General features: G+C 56.7%; 16 protein-coding genes and 2 tRNA genes. 7 read left to right on the top strand and 11 right to left on the bottom strand.

The window, feature by feature from the left end; translation table 11 throughout:
• Positions 1-66: 66 nt before the first annotated feature.
• On the bottom strand, positions 67-1,335 hold the full coding sequence (locus tag ACYVGU_RS02240) for a zinc dependent phospholipase C family protein (RefSeq protein ID WP_460620731.1): 1,269 nt from the start codon (positions 1,333-1,335) through the stop codon (positions 67-69).
• Positions 1,336-1,615: 280 nt separating this feature from the next.
• On the opposite strand from ACYVGU_RS02240, the gene ACYVGU_RS02235 reads away from it, so the two are divergent.
• From ACYVGU_RS02235 to ACYVGU_RS02220, 4 genes are all read left to right on the top strand, one after another.
• Positions 1,616-2,032 (top strand): hypothetical protein, encoded by a 417-nt coding sequence (locus ACYVGU_RS02235; RefSeq protein WP_460620730.1) that lies wholly within the window; start codon positions 1,616-1,618, stop codon positions 2,030-2,032.
• Between the two features lie 218 nt (positions 2,033-2,250).
• Positions 2,251-5,412, top strand: coding sequence for an efflux RND transporter permease subunit (locus ACYVGU_RS02230; protein WP_460620729.1), 3,162 nt, complete (start codon positions 2,251-2,253; stop codon positions 5,410-5,412).
• Between the two features lie 55 nt (positions 5,413-5,467).
• Entirely contained in the window at positions 5,468-6,727 is a 1,260-nt protein-coding gene (locus ACYVGU_RS02225; protein WP_460620728.1) for a TolC family protein, read from the top strand.
• Between the two features lie 73 nt (positions 6,728-6,800).
• Positions 6,801-7,967 carry an efflux RND transporter periplasmic adaptor subunit gene (locus tag ACYVGU_RS02220; RefSeq protein WP_460620727.1) on the top strand — a complete coding sequence of 389 codons (1,167 nt, stop codon included), beginning with the start codon at positions 6,801-6,803 and terminating at the stop codon, positions 7,965-7,967.
• Between the two features lie 107 nt (positions 7,968-8,074).
• Here the strand turns inward: ACYVGU_RS02220 and ACYVGU_RS02215 are convergent, their stop codons facing one another.
• The 8 genes from ACYVGU_RS02215 to mltG form a co-directional block, all read right to left on the bottom strand.
• A complete protein-coding gene (locus tag ACYVGU_RS02215; protein WP_460620726.1) occupies positions 8,075-9,340 on the bottom strand; it encodes a PAS domain-containing protein in 1,266 nt (421 codons plus the stop codon).
• Positions 9,341-9,372: 32 nt separating this feature from the next.
• Entirely contained in the window at positions 9,373-9,732 is a 360-nt protein-coding gene (locus tag ACYVGU_RS02210; protein WP_460612694.1) for a hypothetical protein, read from the bottom strand.
• 178 nt (positions 9,733-9,910) lie between these two features.
• Positions 9,911-9,995: transfer RNA gene (locus ACYVGU_RS02205), tRNA-Ser, on the bottom strand.
• Between the two features lie 74 nt (positions 9,996-10,069).
• Positions 10,070-10,156, bottom strand: a tRNA-Ser gene (locus ACYVGU_RS02200).
• Positions 10,157-10,274: 118 nt separating this feature from the next.
• Positions 10,275-11,240: a YihY/virulence factor BrkB family protein gene (locus tag ACYVGU_RS02195; RefSeq protein WP_460620725.1), complete on the bottom strand. Its 966-nt coding sequence runs from the start codon at positions 11,238-11,240 to the stop codon at positions 10,275-10,277.
• Between the two features lie 79 nt (positions 11,241-11,319).
• Positions 11,320-11,808, bottom strand: coding sequence for an acyl-CoA thioesterase (locus tag ACYVGU_RS02190; protein ID WP_460620724.1), 489 nt, complete (start codon positions 11,806-11,808; stop codon positions 11,320-11,322).
• Positions 11,809-11,812: 4 nt separating this feature from the next.
• Positions 11,813-12,148, bottom strand: a complete 336-nt coding sequence (locus tag ACYVGU_RS02185) for a hypothetical protein (protein ID WP_460620723.1) — start codon at positions 12,146-12,148, stop codon at positions 11,813-11,815.
• Positions 12,149-12,158: 10 nt separating this feature from the next.
• Positions 12,159-13,232, bottom strand: a complete 1,074-nt coding sequence (mltG, locus tag ACYVGU_RS02180; protein ID WP_460620722.1) for an endolytic transglycosylase MltG — start codon at positions 13,230-13,232, stop codon at positions 12,159-12,161.
• 329 nt (positions 13,233-13,561) lie between these two features.
• Here mltG and ACYVGU_RS02175 point away from each other — a divergent pair, with 329 nt between their 5' ends.
• The gene (locus tag ACYVGU_RS02175) at positions 13,562-14,191 is read left to right on the top strand and encodes an L-threonylcarbamoyladenylate synthase (protein ID WP_460620721.1); all 630 of its coding nucleotides are present in this window, start codon (positions 13,562-13,564) and stop codon (positions 14,189-14,191) included.
• 80 nt (positions 14,192-14,271) lie between these two features.
• Here the strand turns inward: ACYVGU_RS02175 and ACYVGU_RS02170 are convergent, their stop codons facing one another.
• Both ACYVGU_RS02170 and ACYVGU_RS02165 read right to left on the bottom strand, forming a co-directional pair.
• Positions 14,272-15,180, bottom strand: coding sequence for a lysophospholipid acyltransferase family protein (locus ACYVGU_RS02170; protein WP_460620720.1), 909 nt, complete (start codon positions 15,178-15,180; stop codon positions 14,272-14,274).
• Complete coding sequence (locus ACYVGU_RS02165) at positions 15,177-16,064, bottom strand: hypothetical protein (RefSeq protein WP_460620719.1); 888 nt, start codon at positions 16,062-16,064, stop codon at positions 15,177-15,179. The genes ACYVGU_RS02170 and ACYVGU_RS02165 overlap by 4 nt, the downstream gene beginning before the upstream one ends.
• A 245-nt stretch (positions 16,065-16,309) precedes the next feature.
• On the opposite strand from ACYVGU_RS02165, the gene ACYVGU_RS02160 reads away from it, so the two are divergent.
• On the top strand, positions 16,310-16,966 hold the full coding sequence (locus ACYVGU_RS02160) for a WbqC family protein (protein WP_460620718.1): 657 nt from the start codon (positions 16,310-16,312) through the stop codon (positions 16,964-16,966).
• A gap of 124 nt (positions 16,967-17,090) precedes the next feature.
• Positions 17,091-19,712, top strand: coding sequence for an ATP-dependent Clp protease ATP-binding subunit (locus tag ACYVGU_RS02155; protein WP_460612702.1), 2,622 nt, complete (start codon positions 17,091-17,093; stop codon positions 19,710-19,712).
• The last annotated feature ends 47 nt before the right edge of the window (positions 19,713-19,759 follow it).

Below are 19,759 nucleotides of genomic sequence, written 5' to 3'. Positions count from 1 at the left end.
CACTTCTCATTACAAAGGCGCATAGCTTACGCTGGAGCCCCACTGGGGCTCTTTGCACTTTCGCTATTACTTAGGCAGTTGCTTGGCTCGTAACTGGTCCAGGGCCTCTAGGGTTTTACGGCGCTCATCAGCTTCCTTCTCTTCCTTGGCAGCTGGCTCCGTAGTTGGCGAGTTGAAGAAGGCTAGTATGTGCTGTTGCTGCGGGGCAGTCAGCTTCTCAAACTTAGTATCGGCCAGCTTGCGGAGCCATTCACCGTACGTTTCGTCGGTTAGCGCATACTCTCCCAGCTTGGTTGGTTTGCCCGTATCAAAATCGGTATTGGCTAAGGCAGGGGCTAGGGCTAAGGTATCACGGGGTTCCTTCTCCAGCAGCGTGCAGTAGCTGCGCATCACGCCTTTAAAGCTGGCTTTAAACAGCTCTTGGGCTTCCGGAGTGGGAATTTTGAAGGCAAACGGCTTGAGTGGCCCAATTTTGGGCAGCACCCGCACGAAGTACGATAGAATGCGGGCGCCCGTGCCCGGATGTTCGTAATCGGAGCCGTAGCGCTTGCGGTACTGCCGCTCACTTTCCTTGTACACGTACTCGCGGCGGCGAGCCTGGGGGCTTAGCTTGCGGATATCATTTTTTTGCGACTGCCACGCGGCCCGACTGGCAATCGGAATCAGGCTGCGCACAGCAAAGCGAAAGGAAGCCACGGCCAGATCCACGTTCAGCACCACCTGCCCCAGCTCCAGACCATACGTTTTCAGAAAGGCGCGCTCTAGCACGGGCTTGCTTACCTGAAAGCCAATGTAGCGCTGATAATCGGCGGAACGGTAGCGGCCGGCGGCCACCTGCACCACATCAAAGGCAAACTCCAGCTGCGTGTGCTGCACCGGCGCTTCCTCATACGTGATGGAGTTGCCAAACTTGGCTTTCAGCTCTGGATATACCGAGGGCATGGCTTTGTTGGTGCCCGCCGGATGACCGTTCACGTCGGCGGCATAGTGCGCCAACGCCCCGAGGGCAAAGGCATACTCGTTTCGGTTGTGGGCCTCATCTAGCAGATTGCGCACGAAGTCGCCGCTGCGCACATAGTGCGTCAGGTTGGTGAACAGCACCGAGCCAAAGGGATAGTAGCCCATGTCTTGCAGAATAGAGCCCCCGTAGGCATAGCTTTTGGCTTCCTTCTGTGCTTCATCGGTGGCGCCGGGGTAGCGGCTTTGCAGCAGCGGCACCAAACACCGCTCCCACGTCGAATCAATGTTCGCTTGGTGAGTGAGCACGGAATAGGCCTTGGCCGGACGCGCAGTGAACCCCAGCAGGACTACCAGGCTCAGAAGAAATTTCAGCATACTTACAATGGGCTGATTGAGCGCACTAGCTCAACCACAAGCCCTGACAGTACGGCCGCATCCGTACCGTGGTTGTAGCTACATAGATGAATTAATTTCAGCCAGATAATGCAGCGGCGCGAAGCCCAAGGCAGCGGGTACCGCTAGGGTCGTTTTGGCCAGCAACCACCTGATGGAGAGGCGGATTTTTCGGAGAGCCTAAATTCATACCGATTCCAAATTTGCCGGTAAAAGCAGTTTTTACAAGCAACTCCTTTTTGGAGGAGTTACTTTTGCCACAATGAAACAGGTCGTGGCCTTCTTTCTGGGGATGCTGATGTTGGGTAGCGGCCTGGTGCCGCAAAACGACCTCTCGGAGCTGGGCAAACTGCCTGAGCTGGCTCGCCACTACCGCTACCACCGCACCCTGGCCGAAGGGCACCTCTCGCCGCTGGCGTTTCTGTTGCTGCACTACGGCCCCCACGGCGCCGACCACCGCCGCCACCCCTACTCCTCCCGCGACGCCCAGGACCACCAGAAACTCCCGCTGGAGCAGCACCACCACGATTGCGTGATGGTGAGCTTCGTGCTGCCCGCCAGCCCCCTGCGGCTGGCCGCGCCGGCCATGGGGTGGCCCGCCGCCGACTACCGCGTGGCCTCGGGCCCGCTGTACGCGTTCAGCATGGCGCGGCCCCTGCTGGAGCCCCCGCGAGCCTAGTCTGCTAGCCGCCCCCAGGCGAAGCGTGTCTGCGCGCCTGGCCCCGTTGCTCCCACGCAACCCCCTTTTCTTTCTGCTGATTTGCCTCCGGCTACCCGTCTGAACGCTTGTTTGTTGCGGCGGTTGGCTGTTGCTGGTTGCCTTGCCGTTACGGCGCGGGCGGCGCAGCGCCATGCAGGGTTTTACTACCCCTGCCGGCGGCCGCAACCCCTTCTTCTATGCTTTCCCGCATTATTAGGGCTAGTATCCACAACAAGCTGTTTGTGGTGCTCATGCTCCTGGCCTTGGTGAGCTGGGGCGGCTATTCGGCCGTTCACCTCCCCCTCGATGCCATTCCCGATGTCACCAACAACCAGGTTCAGGTAATCACCCAGTCGCCGGCGCTGGCGGCCCAAGAGGTGGAGCAGCTGCTTACTATTCCGCTGGAGCTAAGCCTGCGCACCATTCCGGGCGTTACGGAAATCCGCTCTACGTCGCGCTTTGGCCTTTCAGTCGTCACGGTTGTGTTCAATGATGACGTGAGCACTCTGGAAACCCGCCAGCTGGTGGCCGAGAAGCTGCGCACTGCCGAGGCCGAGCTGGGCGCAGGCATGGGGCGCCCCGAAATGGCGCCTATCACAACCGGCCTCGGCGAAATCTACCAGTATAGCATCGGCATTAAGCCTGGCTTCGAGCAAAAGTTTTCCCTCTCTAAGCTGCGCGAGGTGCAGGACTGGGTAGTAAAGCGGCAGTTAGCCGGCGTGCCGGGGGTAGTAGATGTGAGCAGCTTTGGAGGGTACGTGCGCCAATACGAGGTGAGCGTCAGCCCCGAGCGCCTCAACGCCAGCGGCGTTACGATGGGTGAGTTGTACCGCGCCCTCGAAGCCGGCAATGCCAACACGGGCGGCTCGTACCTGGAACGCGGCCGCAACGCCTACTTTATCCGGGGCGAAGGCCGGGCAGCCTCGTTGCAAGATGTAGGCAGCATGGTGATTAAGCAGGTAAACAATGTGCCACTACTGGTGCGCGATGTAGCCGACGTGCGCTTCGGGCACTCCATGCGCTACGGCGCCATGACCTTCGATGGCAAGGGCGAAACCGTAGGCGGCATCGTGCTGATGCTGAAGGGTGCCTCCTCGGAGCAAACCATCAAGGGCGTGAAGGCGCGAGTAGAGGAAATCAACAAACTGCTCCCCGAGGGCCTATATGTGCGCCCCTTCCTCGACCGCACCAAGCTAGTAGACACGGCCATTCACACCGTAGCCAAAAACCTGATTGAGGGCGGCATTATTGTGATGGTGGTGCTACTGCTGCTGCTCGGCAACTGGCGCGCCGGGTTGGTAGTTGCCTCCATGATTCCGCTGTGCATGCTGTTTGCGCTGGGCCTGATGCGCACATTTGGCGTTTCGGCCAACCTCATGAGCTTGGGCGCGCTGGATTTCGGACTGATCGTGGACGGCGCCGTGATTATTGTGGAAGCCATGATTTTCCACCTCGTGCACTTCCGCGCCAAAGCGGAGCACGAAACCATGGACCAAGTAGCCGAAACCGCCGCTACCCGCATGATGCGCTCAGCCTTGTTCGGGCAGCTCATCATTCTGATTGTATATCTGCCCATTCTGGCCCTTACTGGCATTGAGGGCAAGATGTTCCGGCCCATGGCCCTTACCGTGAGCTTTGCCATCATCGGGGCCATGCTCTTGTGCCTCACGTATGTGCCGGCCGTATCGGCGTGGGCCCTGCGCAAGGACATCAAGGAGGAAGGCACCTTCGCCGACCGCATCATGAAATTTCTGTACCGCGGCTACCGGCCCATTATTCATGGCGCGCTGCGCCTGCGGGGGTTGGTGGCCGGGGCGGCCCTAGGGTTGCTTGTGCTGGCGGGAATAGTGTTTGCACGCATGGGCGGCGAGTTTATTCCGCAGCTCGATGAAGGCGACTTTGCCGTGTACGTGGGGTTGCCGCCCGGCTCGTCGTTAGCCCAAAGCATTGCTACCAGCACACAGGTGCAGAAAATCCTGCTGAATACGTTTCCGGAAGTAGAGCAGGTAGTCAGCAAGATTGGCACCTCGGAAATCCCCACTGACCCCATGTCGCTGGAAGACTCCGACCAGATTGTGGTGCTCAAGCCCCAGAAGGAATGGACCTCGGCGGCCACCCGTGAGGAGCTGGCCGGCAAGATGAGCGAAGCCCTGGCTGGCGTGCCCGGCGTGAGCCTGGAGTTTCAGCAGCCTATTCAGATGCGGTTTAACGAGCTGATTTCCGGGGTAAAGTCTGATATCAGCATCAAGATTTACGGCGACGACCTAGGGCTGCTGTTCGAGAAAGCCAACGAAGCGGCCGCCCTCATTCGTCCGTTGGCTGGCGTTGGCGACCTGAAGGTGGAGCAGATTGCCGCCCTGCCGCAGTTGCGCGTAACCTACAACCGCAGCAAGCTGGCGCAGTACGGCCTTCAGGTTTCGGAGCTGAACACGCTGCTGCGCGCCTCCTTTGCGGGCGACATAGCGGGCCAGGTATACGAGGGCGAGCGACGCTTTGACCTGGTGGTGCGCCTCGACAGCACCAACCGCCGCGGCATTCAGGATTTGCGTGCGCTTTACGTTGATCTGCCCAACGGGGAGAAAGTCCCCCTGGAAGAGGTTGCTGCCGTTGATTTCCGCAATGCGCCCATTCAGGTATCGCGCGATGATGCCCGGCGCCGCATCAATATTGGCGTAAACGTGCGCAACCGCGACGTGGAGAGCTTGGTGCAGGACATTCAGCAGCAACTCACCGCTGGCCTCAAACTGCCCGAAGGCTACTCCCTAAAATACGGCGGGCAGTTTGAGAATCTGCAAAAGGCGAAGTCGCGGCTGGCAGTGGCCGTGCCGGTGGCGCTGCTCCTGATTTTCGTGCTGCTGTATCTTTCGTTTCACTCTGTAAAGCAGGCCCTGCTCATTTTTACGGGTATTCCGCTGGCGGCCATTGGAGGCATTATGGGGTTGTGGCTGCGCGGTATGCCCTTCAGCATTTCGGCGGGAGTAGGCTTTATTGCCTTGTTTGGGGTAGCAGTACTGAACGGTATTGTACTGGTAGCCAGCATTAATGAACTGGCGCTGGTGGGTATTGACTCGGTGCGGGAACGAGTGGTGAGGGCTACAGCAGAGCGGTTCCGGCCGGTGCTGCTCACGGCGGCCGTGGCCTCCTTGGGGTTCCTGCCCATGGCCCTAAGCAACTCAGGCGGCGCCGAGGTGCAGAAGCCGCTGGCTACGGTGGTTATTGGGGGCCTGATTTCGGCTACCCTGCTTACCCTAGTGGTGCTGCCCGTGCTTTACACCTTCTTTACCAAAGACGGTGAGCCCAGCCCCACTGAATCCACACCCGAAACCCTGGCCGATGCCCGGGAGAATCATGAGCTATAACCCTTTCTTAGCCCTTTGGCCCGCGCAAACCGAGCCTCGGTTGCTGCTACTGCATATGTTGAAATACCTTTTTTTCCTGCTGCTGTTGTTGCCCGACCTCGCCGGGGCCCAGACGACGCCCCGCACGCTGCCGTCCCCAGCGGCGCCTGCTCCTGCTCTTGCTCCGGCAGATGGGCCGCTCACGCTGGAACAGGCCGTGCAAACGGGGCTGCGCCAGAGCTTGCTGGTGCAAGGCGGCGCGCTGGAGGTAGAGCGCCAACGTGCCCTCGCGCGAACCGGCTACGATGTACCTCGCACCGTGGTCGATTTTCAGGTGGGCCAGATTTCAGGGCCCTTGCGCGACCAGAGCCTGAACATTGTGCAGCAAACAGCCCTGCCCGGCGTGTACGGGGCCCAGCGCCGCCTGCTGGAAGGCCAGGTCCTAACGGCGGAGCAGCGCGTGCGCGCCCAGCGCCGGGAGCTTACCCGCACCATCCGGAGCACCTATTATGAGTTGCTGCTGAGCTACCGCCGTGCCGCCCTGCTTCGGCGCCAAGACAGCCTATACCGCCGTGCTGCCCGTGCTGCCAAAATTCGGTACCAGACGGGCGAAACCAACCGTCTGGAGCAGGTGTCGGCGGAGGCGCGCATGCGGGAACTACAAAACCGGCTGGCCATTGTCATCACCGACCGGCAAGTGCAGCAGCAGCGGTTGGGCGTACTCTTGAACCTAGGCCGCCCCGCCACCATTGATACCACAGCCGCCGCCGTTGCCCCCCTCCTGCCCGCCGATACGGCTAGCCTCACATCGGCCTCTAACCCCACCCTGGCCCTGCTGGAGCAGGAAGTGGAAACCAGCCGCCGCCAAACGCGCGTGGAGCAGTTGCGCCGCCTGCCTGATGTGCGCCTGGGCTATTTCAACCAGACCATCAACAAGGAAAACGGCTTTCATGTGGCCCAGGCCGGGGTAGCAGTGCCGCTGCTGGGTGGAGTGCAGAAAGGCCGCATCCAGGCGGCCCGGCTGGGCGAGCAGGCGGCTGCATCTCAGCTACGCTACGCAGCCACCCAGCTAAGCGGCGAGCTAGCCGGCCTGCGCCAACAACTCAGCCGGGCCCAGGCCTCGCTTGCGTACTATGAGCAGAGCGCCTTACCGCAGGCGCGCCTTATTCTGGACACCGCTGAAAAAAGCTTCCGGGCCGGCGACGTGGAATATGTAGAATACGTGGTGAACACGGAGCCGGCTTGGCAAATACGCGCGGCGTACCTCGACCAAATCCGGCAATACAACGAGCTGGTACTGCAACTTCAGGCCCTCACCGGCCCCGATTCTCAATAGCCTTCTGCAGCGGCGCAGTTTACTAGGTGCTTTTCCTCTTCAAACCGCTCCTGCTCTGCCCAACCTCTTCCTCATGAAATCGACCTTTCTTCTGCTGGCTGCGGCTCTTGTGCTGGCCTCCTGCGGCACGGATAAAACCACCCAAACCGAAGCGGCAGCACGGCCTACTACCCCTGCTCCGGTCCCAAACCCTAACCAGCTAAGCGTAAGCCCCGCCCTGGCCAAAGCAGCCGGGCTGGAAACGGGCCCCTTCACCTGGAAAAACATGACTTCAGATGTGCAGGCCAACGGCAGCATTGATGTACCGCCCCAAAACCATGCGTCGGTGTCGGCGGTGATGGGCGGCTACGTGCAGAGCGTGGCGGTACTACCGGGCCAGCAGGTGGCGCGTGGCGGTGTGGTAGCCGTATTGCGCCACCCCGATTATCTGAAGCTCCAGCAAGAATACCTCCAAAGCAAAGCCCGCGTAGCCTTTCTGCAGAAGGAGCTGCAGCGCCAGCAAACCCTCGATGCCGAAGACGTAGGGGCCAAACGCAAGCTGCAGCAGGCACAAAGCGACTATGCCTCGGAGCAGGCACTGCTGCGCTCTACGGCCGGACAGCTGCGCATGCTGGGCATTTCTATGGCCCGCCTCGATAAAGGCGAAATATCCGCTACGGTACCACTTGTCTCGCCCATCAAGGGCTACGTTAAAACCGTGAGCATGAACCCCGGCCAGTTCGTGAATCCGCAGGATGTGCTGGTGGAAATCGTGGACCGCTCCGACCTGCACCTGGAGCTGAAGGTATTTGAGCGCGACATTGCCCGTGTGAAAGTTGGGCAGCACATCCTGTTCAAGATACCCAGCCGCGGCTCCAATGAGGACATGGGCGCTAGGGTGTTTCTGGTAGGAAAGGCCTTTAATGAAGATGCCCGGACCGTGAGCGTGCACGCCCACCTGGAGCCGGAGCGAGACGATGTGCTACCCGGCCAGTATGTATCGGCCCACATCCAGACGGCGGGCGCCCGCCAGCGTACTCTGCCCGAGGAAGCCATTGTGCAGGCGGGTGAGTTCAGCTACATCTTCGCCCAAACGGCGCCCAACGTGTACCACCGCTACCGCGTGAAAACGGGAGCCGCCGAAAACGGTGATGTGGTGGTGAATGTACTAGACCCCATTCCGGACACAACCCACCTGGTTCGCCGCGGCGCCTATTTCCTGGATGCCGAACTGAAAAAAGGACAGGACACCGAAGAATAGCGACCAACCGGTTTAGCCGATTTTACTAGGTAGCCTCCGCTTCTAAACGCAAAAAGCCCGCTTTGCTCCTGAGCAAGACGGGCTTTTTGATGGTTTACGAGGGTTGGTTATTCGCCGAGGCGCTGGCGCAGCTCCTGCACTTCGCGCTCCAGATCAAGCGTCCGGAACATTACTTTCGCTTCCAAATCAGCGTAGGCGCGCTCCAGCTGGTCCTGCAGTTGCTTCTGCTCGGTTACATCGGTATTGGTGCCGCACCAGCGTACTATTCGGCCATCATCGTCGCGGACGGGCAGCGCGCGGCTCAAAAACCAGCGGTACTCCCCATCGTGGCGGCGCAGCGGAAAGGTGTCTTCCCATTTCTCGCCAACAGCAATGGCTTGCTTGAAGCCAGCCGTGACAGCCTCTACAAAATCTGGGTGGTGTACTTTCTGCCAGCCCCAACCCAGCATTTCATCCAGGGTAGTGCCCGTAAACCGAAACCACCGGTCGTTGTACCACACAATGCTGCCGGTTTCATCGGCCATCCAGGCTAGCTGCGGAATGGCATTGGCTAGGCTGGTGAAGTCCTGCTCCCGCTTGCGCAGAGCCAGCTGCTGCATTTTCTGGTCGTGGATGTCGGTGCAGGTACCAAACCATTTCACAATCTGGCCGGCCTCATCACGCACGGGCACCGCCTGTCCCAAAAACCACCGATAGTCGTTGCTCTGCGATTTAAAGCGGTATTCAATTTCGTAGAACTCGCCGGTAGCCAATGAGTGGCCCCACACCTGACGGGCCCGCTCCCGGTCATCGGGGTGGAGCAGGTTGTTCCACATATCGGGGCCCACGCTGTCGGCCAGGGTGTAGCCCGTGAAGTTGGTCCAGCGCTGATTGAAGTACGTATGAAACCCCTGCGGATCGGTAGTCCAGACAAGCTGGGGAATCAGCTCCGCCAAGAGGCTAAAATCCTCAGCCGAACCAATGCCGGCTGCCGTTCCGTCGCGCAGCTTCTCTACATCCACGATGCTGGAAATCCATTGCTGCACTGAGCCTTGCTCATCTACCTGAGGGTAGCCATTGCTACGCACCCAGCGGTACTGGCCATCGTGGTGGCGCAACCGAAACTCTAGTTGGTACTCTTGTCCGCTGCTCAGTGCCGCTTGCCACTGCCCAATAATGCGGGCCTGATCGTCGGGGTGAATCAGTGAAGCCCACTGTTCAACTACCTGAGTGAACGAAAGGCCCGTGTACTGAAGAAGCTGCGGGCTGGCGTACGCTATTTGTCCGGCGGCATCCGTAGTGGCCAGAAGTACGGAAGTAGCCACGGAAGGGCTTATAGGAGCTGCTGAAGCGGCAGACAAGGAAGCAAGGTTATCAGAATCGGCTAAAGCCATATGAAGCAAACCGTTTGGCGTTTAGAAACAGACTAGGGTCGGGTAAGCTGCATTTCCATGCCCGACTGAAAATAGAGGTTGAGCTGGCTGATTATCCCGTCGCGGGAGCGGCGCAGGCGCGTTACCAGGGCTCGGGTTTGCTCTTTTTCCAGATTCAGCTCCAGGTACGGCCGGTTCAGCAAGGTATCGCGCTGCACCAGCCAGCGGCCCGAGTCTTTTTGTCCGGGGGCCAGCACATCTACCCGACCGGGCTGCAGCTGAAACCGCTCGGCCTGAGCCAGCGCCGTATGCGGATCAGTCCGGTTCAGAATGCGGTCAGCTACCCGCCAGTCGCCCGTCAGAAACTCATCGGGCAATTGTTGCAGGTTGATATCGTAAAGCAATTCAGACATAGAGGGGCAAAATCACAACAGGCATACCAGCTACTACCTATACTATACAGCGGAAGCAGTAGTCTGGCGAACCCTCACTACCCTTAAGCTGAGCAGTAAGTTCCCATAACTGGGCCTAAAAAACAAAACCGCCTGACTGTTAAGTCAGACGGTTTGCTGTTGGATACCGCGCGGTTCGCAGAGGAGGAGGGATTCGAACCCCCGGAGGTTTAACCCTCAACGGTTTTCAAGACCGCCGCAATCGACCACTCTGCCACTCCTCTAGAAAGTAAGCTGGATGCGTCCTTGCGGTATTCAACAATAATACGGCTTCTTCTCGATTTGAAAAAGCTTTTTGCAGAGAGGGGGGGATTCGAACCCCCGATACCCTTGCAGGTATAACGGATTTCGAATCCGTCGCATTCGACCACTCTGCCACCTCTCTGTAAGGCCCAACTGAGTGGTTTGGGATGGCAAAAGTAGCCAGCAAATATTAAGGTGCAATAAGGCGGCAGTTTTTTTCTTTCACTTTTTGGCTTAGCCGCTCATTCTCAAATCACTAATTATACCGTGTGGCGGGCGGCCAGCTCCGGCCGCTTCAGGCGCCCGGTCACGGCATCAATGCTGACGTTGACTTCAAAGCCGAGAATCAGGGTCATGCACACAAAATCAAGCCACACCATAAAGCCCACCAGCGTGCCGATGGAGCCATAAAAGTGGTTGTAGCTGTCAAAAATCTTGATGTAGAGAATAAACAGAAACGACACCAGGAAAATAAGCAACGTAGCTACCACCGAGCCGGCGGAAAGGAAAGGCCATTTATCGTGTATGGGAGGCACATAGTAATACACGAGGCAGGTAGCGAGCAGGAACAGGCCTACCACCGAGCCATAGCGCAGCAGCGTGATAAGCTGATCGGTAAGATGCTCGGGCACAATTTCGTGGAATACCAGCGCATCAATAATGTAGGTTCCGAAGAAGATGCCCACCACCGCAAACAGCAACACCGCCGACAATACCACTGTAAGCAGGGTAGCAATGACGCGCTTCCGGACGTAGGTGCGCTTTTTAAACGAGGGGTACTTTTTCTCAAAGGCATCGAGCAGGGCCATGATGCCGTTGGAGCTGAGGACTAGGGCCGTAGCGAAACCAAACGACAGCAGCCCGCCGTGCTGAATGTTCAAGATATCCTCAATAGTGCCGGAAACGGCCACGTACATTTCCTTCGGCATCAGATCCGACAGGAACTGCAGAATGTCCACGTTCAGGTTGGGAACGGGGATGTAGGGAATCAGCGTGAACAGAAAGATGATGGTGGGAAATATGGCGATGGTAAAGTTGAACGCCATATAGCTGGCACGCTTGGCCACCCCATCAAGCTTTATTTCTTGTAGGAGCCGATCCACTACATCATATACCGAGGCCTTTCCGCCATGAAAGCGCAGCTGCTTCAAGAACACGATGAACTGCCGGTAAGACCGGCGGCGGCGTACATCGGGCAAGTGGTAGCGACGAACGGGAAGACGCATGGATATGGGTTACGAGTACACAAGCACCTAGTAGTACTGCTCACGAAACAGCAACGGCGCTGGTAGCATTCCTAGGTGCTCATTTTTTCAGGAACGCTGCCGGGGCTGGCGCATCGGAGGGTGTTTTGGGTGGCGTGAGTGGGCCGGCTGTTTCATCGTCGGTGAAGTACGGCGCCAGCTTGGCCTGAATATCCTGTGGCACGGGCACGGGCCGACCGGTGGCCATACTCACGAACACCATCAGGGTATGGCCTTCAGTGAGCAGCTCTTGGGCCTCGTTGTAGATTTCGTACTCAAATAACACACGGGAGCCTTCGGCGGGTTGCTTTAGCAGCAAGCGTACGGTCAGCAGGTCGTCGTAGCGGGCGGGGCGTCGGAACCGGGTCCGGATTTCTCCTACGGGCATCCCTACCCCATCGGCTTCCAGGTCTTTGTAGCTGATGCCCAGTTGCCGGAAGGCCTCGGTGCGGCACACTTCAAAATAGGCCGCGTAGTTGCCATGGTACACGTAGCCCATTTGGTCCGTTTCGGCGTAGCGTACCCGGATGTGGGTGTCAGAAGAATACATCGGTCTATTCGGTTAAGTCAGGTGTTATTTGATAAAGCTCCAGAAAATCAAGTAGGATATGACCATGTATTCTAATTGTAGGCACATCAATAACTATCACCAAAAAGGCATCTGCATTATCAGTCGCGACAAGCACATGTAGAAACTTACCATCGGGGTGCTGGTACACATATGGCACCAAACCATCTGATAGAGTATGTCCTTTCAAGTCAATAATGGATACTGACTCGACATATGGCCAGATATCCAGGATTGGTTCTGCCGTGTCCGTAACATCTAGCATCGGTGCTTGAAGAGTCATTTGATACTCTTCATGAATCAGCTTATTCAGCTTTATCATCACACCAAATTTACTTCATAATGCCAGCGCGGCTGAGGGCGGCCTGGTAGCGGCGGGCATTCACAAGGTGCTCCTGCTCATTGCGGGCAAAGGCGTGGTAACCGCTAAAATCTTCCTTGGCACAGAAGTACAGGTAATCGTGGCTTTCGGGGTTCAGTACCGCATCAATGCTCGCAATGCTGGGCAGGTTGATAGGCCCCGGCGGCAGGCCACCATATTTATAGGTGTTGTAAGGCGAATCTTTGGCCAGGTGCACGTTCAGCACGCGCTTGATGGTAAAGTCGCGGTTGGCGTACACCACGGTGGGGTCGGCCTGGAGCTTCATGCCGCGCTTGAGGCGGTTGAGGTACACGCCGGCCACGCGGGGACGCTCATCGGCGTGCTGCTGCTGCTCGGCCTCCACAATGCTGGCCAGTGTGCTCACTTGGGTGCGGCTCAGGCCCAGTTTTTCGCGTTTGGCGTCGCGGGCCGGGGTCCAGAACTTGGCATACTCCTTTTTCATGCGCTGCATAAGGTTGTCGGGCGAGGAGTTCCAGTACAGCTCGTAGGTGTTCGGGATAAACATCGAGAGGATGTTCGTGGTATCGAAGCCTAGGCTTTTGGTGTAGCTGGGGCTGCTGAGCAACGAATCGAACTGGCCGGGCCGGGCATCAATGGCGGTGCTGAGCTTGCGAGCCAGGTCTTCGCGCAGCCGAATGTTCTGAAAAGTAAGCTTCAGCGGCGACTGGCGGCCGGTGCGCAGATCATTGATAAGTTGGCGGTTGGTGTAGCCGTCTTTGAGTTCATAGCGGCCGGGCTTCACCAGCTTTTCGTACTTCATCAGGCGCGCCACAAAGCGCAGGCTCAATTTGTCAACTACCACGCCGCTGGCATCAATAGAATCGAGAACGGACCGGGCCGACTGCCCTTTGCGCACCAGCACATAAGTGGGGCGGCCTTTCGTCTCGACGTTGGGCGTAAAGAAAACCTGATAGAAATAGTAGGAAAAGGTAACCAGCAGCAGCCCGAAAATGCCGGTGAGGTAAGCAAAGCGGTTGCGGCGGCGCGTAGCTTTTGCCTTGTAATCGATGCGGGTTTTGGCCATGAAAACAGAAGAGGTAGCAAAACAGGAATACTGCTTGGTGTTACTAGCCCCTGTGCGCCAGCAAACCCAAGGTAGTTCAGGAGTTCAAAAGTACGGTTTCTTCATTTGCTCTATTCAGCACCCGGCACAATAATCCGAAGCCGTAATCTAGGTCTGCGGAAGGTAGCACCACTTTTACTAGGTCCCTCCTGCCCTCAAACCAACACCAACACAACCTACCGAGCCTTTTTACCGAAAAGAGTAGCAGGTTTCTGGATCTGCTTGTACCTTGACCGCCCCCGATGCCCTAGGGAACCGGGGCGGAATGCTCACTCAACCTCTGTTCTGTTATGGCTGCCACTCTGCTCCGCATTCACCCCGATAATCCTCCTCAGAATAAAATTCAGCAAGCCGTTGATATCCTGCGCAAAGGCGGCGTTATCATTTATCCTACCGACACGGTGTATGGCCTCGGCTGTGATATTCATAATGCGAAGGCAGTGGAAAAGCTCTGCCGGATTAAGGGCATTCATCCGGAAAAAGCCAACCTTTCCTTTATCTGCTCCGACCTGTCCCACATCACCGACTACGCCCACAACATTACCACGCCGGTGTACAAGGTGCTGAAAAAGGCCTTGCCGGGGCCGTACACCTTCATTTTTGAGGCCAGCACCAAAGCCCCGCGCTACGGTGGCGTGAAGCGCAAAACGGTTGGCATTCGGGTGCCCGATAACCAAATCTGTACCATGCTGGTGCGCGAGCTAGGCAACCCCATCGTGTCAACCTCCATTCACGACGACGACGAAATTCTGGAATACAGCACCGATCCGGACCTCATTTTTGAGAAGTATCGGCCCTTGGTAGACTTAGTAATTGATGGGGGCTTCGGCAACAACATCGCCAGCACCGTGGTCGACTGCACCAATGAGGATTTCGATATCATTCGGCAAGGCGCCGGCGACATTGAGCAGTATTTGTAGGCTATAACACAAAAAAGCGGAGAACGGGGGTTTGCGGCTCTGACGTACCTAGTCAGCCAGCAACTTCCGTTCTCCGCTTTTTATTTTGCTACTCGTTTGTGTTTCCAGCGGCGGTGCGTCCAGAGGTAATCGGCCGGAAATAGGCGGATATCCTGCTCCAGTTGCTTTACAAACGCGTCCGTAATGGGGTAGCTGTCTTTAGGTAGCGGCGAGTCGCCGTCGTAGAGTTCCGTGAGCACAATCTGGTAGTAGCCGCGCTTGAGCCGCCGAATGCTCACGTACACCACCGGACAATTGAACTTGGCGGCCAAGCGGTCGGCGCTGGTATAGAAGCCGGAGTCCTGGTTCATGAACGTGGTCCAGTACGGTCGGTCTTCGGGGCCGGCGGCCTGGTCAGAAAGCATACTCACCACCCGCACCTCGCCTTTGCGCTGCACCATGTCGCGGAGTGTGTCGCGCATCGGAATGAGGCCCGAGCCTGTACGTGTGCGCAGCCGGTACATAAAGTTCTCGAAAAACGGGTTGCTCAGCGGCTTGTATACCCCATCAGTATGCGCCGAGAGCCACACGGCGCCGGAAGTAAGCACCCATTCCCAGTTGCCAGCGTGTGAGGAAAGCCCGAGTACGGTGCGGCCCTGCGCAAAGTGCCGCTCCATCACCTCCGGGTTGCTGAACCACACCCGCTTTTTAAGATCAGCGGCCGGCATGGAGGCCAGCTTCAGGATTTCTACCATCAGCTCCGAAAAGTGACGATAGAAAGCCGTAGCCAGCTGCTGTATTTCCGTCTCTGACTTCTCAGGAAATGAATGGCGCATGTTCTCCAGCACTACCTTTCGGCGATACTGGAAAACATGCGCCATCAGCACATACAGAATAAATGAAAGGCCGTACAGCAGCTGTAAAGGCAATTTTGATAAACCAACCAGCAGCCACTCTAGGGGCCGGTAATACCAGGGGTAGGACTTCAGAACGGGGGTAGCAGAACTCATCGGGGCATAACGGCCCCAACCGGAGCGTAATCGGCCGGGTCGCGGCGCATCAGGGTGGTTTGAGTGGAAAGCACTTGTTTTTTCGCGTTTCGGATTTCCAAAGTCAGCGTATACTCGCCGGCCGGCACTTTACTAATGTCTAGCTCCCCCGTCAGCACGGTTGATCTGCCGGAAGCACCTAGTACAGTGCCCTGGCCCGACGCCACATTTTTGGTTGCCTTATCGGCGCGCAAGCGGTAGCTGACTGTATAGGGTTGCTCGGCCGTGACATTATACAGCTCGGCGTAAAAGTACAGCTTATCCATACCACGCGCATACAGCCCACCCACAGCCCTAGTCAGGCTAAGTCCGTTGCGCATAAAATTATTGGCCTCTACTGATGAGCGGCTGGCCGGGCGGCTTAGTAGTACAATGCTGCTCATGCGAGGCTTGGTGCCGCCAAACTCCAGTACCAGAGGCTGCTCCACTATATCCACGTTGGCAGAGCGATATAGGTCGCGCATCTGGCCCCGCAGCGTGTAGCGGCCTTCGGGCAGGTTGATGCGCTTCTGAAAGCTCACCGGATTTTTAATGGCCGCGGTAGTATCGCGAAGCACAGGCGGCTTTAGCGTAATGGTTTCTTGGTACGCGGCCGTGCCATCGGGCTTAATTACCTCCAGCAGCACCGTAGCGCCGGCCTGATACAATTTCGGGCCCCGCCGCTGATACGTAAGGTGCTTGCCCGCAATGGTGGCATACACTTCTACCACCGTTCCCTTCACGGCCACATCATCATGCCGATAGGTGGCTACATCAAGCTGCAACTGGTGCTGCCCGAAGGCTGGTAGCAGCGAGGTTACCAGTAAGCAGAGGGGTAGTAAAAACCGGAGTACAGTAGGCATCATGTCAGATTGGCGGTAATAGGGTGAGCAAGCTGTGGAAAGTCATCTCTACAAGCCCGACCAACACTAAGACCCGAAACGTCGTTTCAAAAACGTCTTCCCACTTTTACAACTGCGGTTCCAGATCCGGGAAGCATACTGCAATATTCAGCCCGGACTCTCCTAATATAGGAGTTGCTCCGGTATTTCCACACTTTCTTGTATCATCACGCTTTCGCATGGCCTGGTTCAGGCCTAATACTTTTTGCATGCCCGCTGTTTTATTTGAGTCGCAGTACAATCCGCCCGCCGCTTTCTTTGCTGAACTGATTGGAGCCGACGCCCTGTTGCTGGAGGCCCACGACAACTACCACAAGCAAACCTACCGCAACCGGTGCCTTATCCTCACGGCCCAAGGCGTACAGCCCCTTACTGTGCCCGTTATCAATGGCAACCGCAGTGAGAAAGTCCTGACTTCAGAAATTGAAATCGACTACAGCCAGAACTGGGTACACCGGCACTGGCGCACCTTGCAAACCGCATACGGCGGTACGCCGTACTTTGAATATTACGCCGACTATCTGCACGACATTTACGTACAGAAACCACGGCTCCTTTTTGAGCTTAACTACCGCCTCCTGGAATTTCATTTGCGCTGCCTGCGGCTTCGGCTACCGGTACAGCTCACTTCGGATTTCCTCTCTCCTTCTACTACCCCTGTTGCGGGCCTCAACCCTTCTTTACCAGAATCCTCCATCCTAGACCGGCGCGATTGGCTTACTCCGAAAGCAGCTAGCCAGCCAAAACCTGACAGGAAGTCGGTTCGTCCGTACTCACAGACGTTTGGTAAAGATTTTGTACCGGAACTCAGCATATTAGACCTGCTATTTATGCAGGGACCGTCCGCCGGCAGTTTTCTTACGTAATGTAGTTGCCGCCTCCGAACCTTCGCCCGCATCACTCTGTTTTCAGAATACAGCGGCCTAACCCGCCAGCACATGCCTGATTTTGTGCTTGCGGGGTTCCGTTTTTCTTCACTACCTTATCTGCATGGAAGCTAAATTCTCAAATCGTGTCAAGGAGGTCATCTCCCTGAGCCGGGAGGAAGCCATCCGGCTTGGGCACGACTATATCGGTACCGAACACTTATTGCTGGGCATGATTCGCGAGGGGGAAGGCACGGCCATCGGGCTGCTCAAGAAATTGGGCGTTTCCGTGGACGAGCTGAAGTACGCCCTTGAGCAAGCCACTCGCAATACAGCTACGCAGGGAACGAGCATAACCGGCTCTATCCCCCTGACAAAGCAGACCGAGAAAGTTCTCAAGATTACCTACCTGGAAGCTAAAATCTTCAAAAGCGAAATTATTGGCACCGAGCATTTGCTCCTGTCGATTCTGCGCGATGAAGACAATATTTCGTCCCAAATCCTGAGCAAATTCAACGTGAACTACGAATCCGTACGTGATTCGCTGGACTACCACGGTAACACGGCGAACAACCCCACCAACGGCCCCGAGGCCGACGACGACGATAACGACCGCCTCTTTGGGGGCTCAGCAGGCCGCGGCGGTGCCGGAGCCGGTGCTACCCCTAAAAAAGGCAATGAGAAGTCGCGCACTCCAGTGCTTGACAACTTCGGCCGCGACCTGACCAAGCTCGCAGAGGAAGACAAGCTTGACCCTATTGTAGGCCGCGAAAAAGAAATTGAGCGCGTTGCTCAGATTCTGTCGCGCCGCAAGAAGAACAACCCTATTCTAATTGGTGAGCCTGGTGTAGGTAAAACGGCAATTGCTGAAGGCCTTGCCCTGCGCATCATTCAGAAGAAGGTATCACGGGTGCTGTTCGGCAAGCGCGTAGTTACCCTCGACCTGGCTTCGCTGGTAGCTGGTACTAAGTACCGCGGTCAGTTTGAGGAGCGCATGAAGGCCGTAATGAATGAGCTGGAAAAGTCTCCGGACGTTATCCTGTTCATTGACGAACTGCACACGATTGTAGGTGCTGGCGGAGCTTCTGGCTCGCTGGACGCTTCCAACATGTTCAAGCCGGCTCTGGCCCGTGGCGAAATCCAATGCATTGGCGCTACTACGCTCGACGAGTACCGTCAGTACATTGAGAAGGATGGCGCCTTGGCTCGTCGTTTCCAGATGGTAATGGTAGATCCTACTACGCCTGAGGAAACCATTGAAATCCTGAACAACATCAAAGACAAGTATCAGGACCACCACCATGTGGTGTACACTGATAAGGCTATTGAGGCCTGCGTGAAGCTGTCGGACCGCTATATGTCGGACCGTTTCCTGCCAGACAAAGCCATCGACATTCTCGACGAAGCTGGTGCGCGCGTGCACATCAACAACATTGTGGTGCCCGAAGACATTCTCAAGCTCGAAGAGCAGATTGAGAACATTAAAGGCGAGAAAAACCGCGTGGTGAAGTCGCAGAAATACGAGGAAGCCGCTAAGCTCCGCGATACCGAAAAGAAGCTGATTGATCAACTCGAGCAGGCCAAAAAGGACTGGGAAGAGGAGACCAAGAAGAAGCGCTACACGGTGAAAGAGGAGAACGTGGCCGAGGTGATTGCCATGATGACGGGCATCCCGGTCTCGCGTGTTGCCCAGAACGAAAGCTCCAAACTCCTGAAAATGGGCGAAGAGCTGCAAGGCCGCGTGATCGGTCAGGACAAGGCCATCAAGCAATTGGTGAAAGCCATCCAGCGTACCCGCGTTGGCCTGAAAGATCCTAAGAAACCTATCGGTTCGTTCGTATTCCTAGGCCCAACGGGTGTAGGTAAAACGGAGCTGGCTAAAGTGCTGGCAACGTACCTCTTCGACAAAGAAGATTCGCTGGTGCGAATTGATATGTCGGAGTACATGGAGAAATTCAGCATCTCGCGCCTGGTTGGCGCGCCTCCCGGCTACGTGGGCTATGAAGAGGGTGGTCAGCTGACGGAAAAAATTCGCCGTAAGCCCTACTCCGTTATCTTGCTCGACGAGATTGAGAAAGCGCATCCAGATGTATACAACATTCTGCTGCAAGTGCTGGACGATGGTATCCTGACTGATGGTCTGGGCCGTAAGGTTGACTTCCGGAACACTATCATCATCATGACCTCGAACATTGGTGCTCGTGACCTGCAGGACTTCGGTGCTGGTATTGGTTTCGGAACCAAGGCGCGTCAGGAGAACATGGATGAGTTGACAAAGGGCACCATCACCAACGCCCTGCGTAAAACCTTCTCGCCCGAGTTCCTGAACCGTTTGGATGACGTTATCGTGTTTAACTCCCTGGAGAAAGCCGATATCCACAAGATTATCGACATTTCGCTGTCGAAGCTGTTGGGCCGTATCCAGACGCTGGGCTACCGTGTAGAATTGACTGAAGCCGCCAAGGACTTTGTAGCTGAGAAAGGCTATGATCCTAAGTACGGTGCACGTCCGCTGAACCGTGCTATACAGAAGTACATCGAAGATCCGATTGCGGAGGAAATCCTGAAAGCTGAAATTGCCCAGGGTGACGTTATTACGGCCGACTTCGCGGAAGGCGCCGAGGAACTGACCTTCGCCGTAAGCAAAAGCGGTGAAGCGCTCAACCTAGCTAGCGACGAGCGTCCTGAGGAAGCTCCCGAGCCTAGCGACGACGAGCCGAAGGACAACAAGAAGAAAGGCGAGTAATCGTCAAGAGCAATTAAACGGCCGGTTCCTGCATAGGAACCGGCCGT

The organism is Hymenobacter tenuis (assembly GCF_054780495.1).
This window is presented reverse-complemented; position numbering and strand designations above follow the sequence as displayed.